This is a genomic window from Ramlibacter sp. (assembly GCF_035706265.1).
In the GTDB taxonomy this organism is placed as follows: Bacteria; Pseudomonadota; Gammaproteobacteria; order Burkholderiales; family Burkholderiaceae_C; genus Ramlibacter.
On the sequence record NZ_DASSVG010000689.1, the window covers coordinates 1 to 3,177 of the forward strand.

Below are 3,177 nucleotides of genomic sequence, written 5' to 3' on the forward strand. Positions count from 1 at the left end.
GACGTTTCCTCCGCACCTTGACGGTGCGCTGCACATGGTTCCAGGGACGGTTTGGCGCGAAGGCCGGCGCCCGGGACGGGCGCGCCGCGACGAAGCCGCGGCAGGACCCCCCTATTAGAAACGATCCGGCCGGGGTGCCCGCCCGCGTCGGGCGCCGTCCGTCACCGGGCCGGGATTTTTCCGCGCCCCCCGCCCCGCGGGCGCGGTGCTACGCTGGCCCGAATGCCTCACTGACCCACGGGTGCGACATGCGGATCCTTGCAGCGACCTTGCTTTCCTCTGTGCTGGTGCTCGCCGGCTGCCAGACGCCGCCCGGCGGCACCGCCCTCGCCGGCGCCGACTGCGAGCGGTCAGCCGTGCCGAGCGGCGCCGTCTTCGGCGTGCGCGAAGGCCTGGACATCGCGACCTGGCCGCCCACCATGGCGCGCGGCGTCACCGGCTGCCAGCGCGTCTGGTACGGGCAGCGCGCGCGGCCCGAAGCGATGCAGGTGCTGGCCACGTACTACTACGAGGGCGGGCGGGTGCGCCGCCTGACCGGCCGGGTGCCGAACGGGCCGGCCTACGACTGCCAGTACCGCGAAGGCGAACTGGACACGGCGACGTCGCAGAACGCGGGGCAATGCCCGCGCGCTTCTGAGATCGAACCAGGGCGCTGAGCGGATTCACGCACCTTCGCGGCGCGGCCCGCGCTGCGCGGCTACGGATACGAATTCTGAATCCGCCTTCCTGCGCGGCCACTTGCGGAAAGCGCATACTGCACAGTCGGAGGCTTCCATCTGGAGGGACCATGCCTACGGCTGAAGCGGCGTTGCGGCGCGCTCGCCGCCACGTCGAGGAAGGTGCACGCATCGTCGACGAACAGTCGGCGCGGATTGCTCGAATGGCTCCCGATGGGAGCCAGATAGCAGCCGCCAGGACGTTGCTGGAGACGATGAAAGTGACGCTCGAACTATTCAGGACGGACCTGGCACGCCTGGAGGCGAAGTCCTGAAGAGGGGCGATTCACGCAGCCTGCGACGGCAAACACCAATCGAAACGCCAGCCGGACGCGTGGCGCGCTCGACGTCAGCGTCCGGGATCAGTCCCGGTCAACCGTGTAATGGATGGTCTGGACCACGATCTTGCCGTCGCGGATGTGAAACGTGTCCGCGCCATCGTGGACCTTGCCGGTCGCGGAGCGTCCGGACCATGCCAGGAAGGCGATCTCGCCCTCCACCAGCCGAACCCTGTAGTCGTAATGCCCGTCAGGGAAGTACTCCTGCAGTTCCGCGGCGCACGCGCGGAGCCCCGGAAGGCCGCGGAAGATCCCGGTGAGGGTCAGCAGGACCACGTCTTCGGAATAGTTGGTTGCGATGTCCTGTTCCAGGTCGTGCTGCTTGCGGAACGCGAGGTGACTTTCGAACACCTCGGCAGCCGAGCGGTTCGGGGAAGTGGCAGGAACGCTGTCAGCCTGACTCATTGATCGCCTCCAGTGCGGCTCGCCCGCAGCGGCTCTTCACGCGCAGGCAGCGGTGCGTCATGCCACCAGTCTGCTCCGCGCAAGGGGGATTCTCTGCCCCTGACGAGCGGCCTGGCGAGGCTCACATTCCTCGCACGTCCCGCAGCGCTGACGCCGTACTTCCTGCATGCGCAAGCACGCTGAAGGATCCGTCCGATTCGAGCACGACCGCCGCAACCTGCTCCACGGAGCCGATCCCTTGCTTGCGGATCGCTGCGAGCACTTCCGCTTCCGACACCCGGTCGCGCAACATCGCCTCCCGCAGCATCTTGCCGTCCTTCAGGAGCAACGTCGGATGCTGTGTCAGGAGCTTGGCGGCATGTGCCGAGCGGCTGATCCAAAGCGCCAAGCCGTACTGCAGCACGAGCAGCGTTGCGATCGCCAGTGCACCGTCCGCGAACGTCACCTGCCTGGTGAGCACCGCCGAAGCCAGCGCAGAGCCCATCGAGACGGTCACGACCAGCCCATATGCGTTGTTCTTGGCCAGGCTGTGGTTGCCGGCCCAGCGCAGCATCAGCAGCAGGAAGGCATAGAGCGGCACGCCGACGGCGATGATCCGCACCAGCGATGGCCAACCGCCGAAGAACAGCGAGGGAAGGTTCATGGCAGGTGTGATCGAGGTGCGACGAGCCGGCAGCCAGGCTCGTCGCAGGACGCCGCCTTTCGTGTCATGCGGAGCAGCGGCAGGAGCTGCAAGCTCACCGGTGCAGCTGGTCCTTCAGCACCTGCACGGTAGCGCCGTCGTGCCGCCCGGGAAATCGATCCGCAGGATGCCGACATCGTCCTTCGACGATGTGCGGCGCACGTGCGCAGGGTGACCACCACGGCTTTCGACCCACTCAGCGATGGTCTGGTGATCGGTGGTCCGGCTTGCTCCCGCCATCATGATCTCCCGACAAGGATTGCACGAGTGCATCATGTCGGGCCCAGTGCGCCCTCTGGGCGGGCGCGTTGCCGCCGAAGCGGGTAGGACGGCCCTTCTGCAGGGCAAGCCATGCCTGCCGTCTGGATCGAAAGTGGTGTCACCAGACGGTCACCAAGAAAAAAGCCGCTACGGTTTGCGTAGCGGCTTTTCCTTTGTGCGGGTGGTGGGTCCTGTAGGATTCGAACCTACGACCTACGGATTAAGAGTCCGCTGCTCTACCAACTGAGCTAAGAACCCCCGGCAGCGTTGGGGCTGCGATGGGGGCGAAGTATAGCACGGCCGGGCGGCGCCTGGCCTGCAGCGCACCACGTGCATGCGCATCGCGTGTAGATTCCGCCTTCGTTGCCTGAGCAGGAAAGACACGCTGGAGTGCTGACTCGCAGATGCTCGATGCTGGCCTGCGCGGCTGTCCTCGCCGGCTGCACCGGCGCGTTCGCGCAGGCGCGCCGGCTGCAGGCCGAGGCCCTGGCCAATCTCACCGGCCCGGCCGTGAGCCTCACCGGCTTCACGGGCCGCGTTTCCACCACGCTCAATTTCGACGTCTCGCGGCTGGCCAACGCGGTCAACCCGCTGATCGGCACCGTCGACGCCGCCGTGCCCGCGCTCGACATTCCGCCGGTGCCGCAGGTGCTCTCGGTGCCGCGCACCTTCAACTTGCGCTCGCTCGGGCTCAGCGCGGACTGGCCGCTCTACACAGGCGGACGGTTGGAAGCGGTGCAGGGCCTCGCGGCCGGACGCGCGCACGAGGCCGAGG

General features: G+C 67.5%; 4 protein-coding genes, 1 tRNA gene and 1 pseudogene. 3 read left to right on the forward strand and 3 right to left on the reverse strand.

Annotated elements, in window-relative coordinates; all coding sequences use genetic code 11:
• The first annotated feature begins 269 nt into the window (after positions 1-269).
• On the forward strand, positions 270-656 hold the full coding sequence (locus VFM98_RS24735; RefSeq protein ID WP_325112549.1) for a hypothetical protein: 387 nt from the start codon (positions 270-272) through the stop codon (positions 654-656).
• A 131-nt stretch (positions 657-787) separates the two neighbouring features.
• Positions 788-991, forward strand: coding sequence for a hypothetical protein (locus VFM98_RS24740; protein WP_325112550.1), 204 nt, complete (start codon positions 788-790; stop codon positions 989-991).
• Between the two features lie 87 nt (positions 992-1,078).
• Here the strand turns inward: VFM98_RS24740 and VFM98_RS24745 are convergent, their stop codons facing one another.
• The 3 genes from VFM98_RS24745 to VFM98_RS24755 form a co-directional block, all read right to left on the reverse strand.
• Complete coding sequence (locus tag VFM98_RS24745; RefSeq protein ID WP_325112551.1) at positions 1,079-1,459, reverse strand: nuclear transport factor 2 family protein; 381 nt, start codon at positions 1,457-1,459, stop codon at positions 1,079-1,081.
• Positions 1,460-1,580: 121 nt separating this feature from the next.
• Positions 1,581-2,102, reverse strand: a complete 522-nt coding sequence (locus tag VFM98_RS24750; protein WP_325112552.1) for a DUF421 domain-containing protein — start codon at positions 2,100-2,102, stop codon at positions 1,581-1,583.
• A 482-nt stretch (positions 2,103-2,584) separates the two neighbouring features.
• A tRNA-Lys gene (locus VFM98_RS24755) sits at positions 2,585-2,660 on the reverse strand.
• Positions 2,661-2,792: 132 nt separating this feature from the next.
• Here VFM98_RS24755 and VFM98_RS24760 point away from each other — a divergent pair.
• Positions 2,793-3,177: pseudogene (locus tag VFM98_RS24760) on the forward strand (hypothetical protein); the annotation flags it as partial.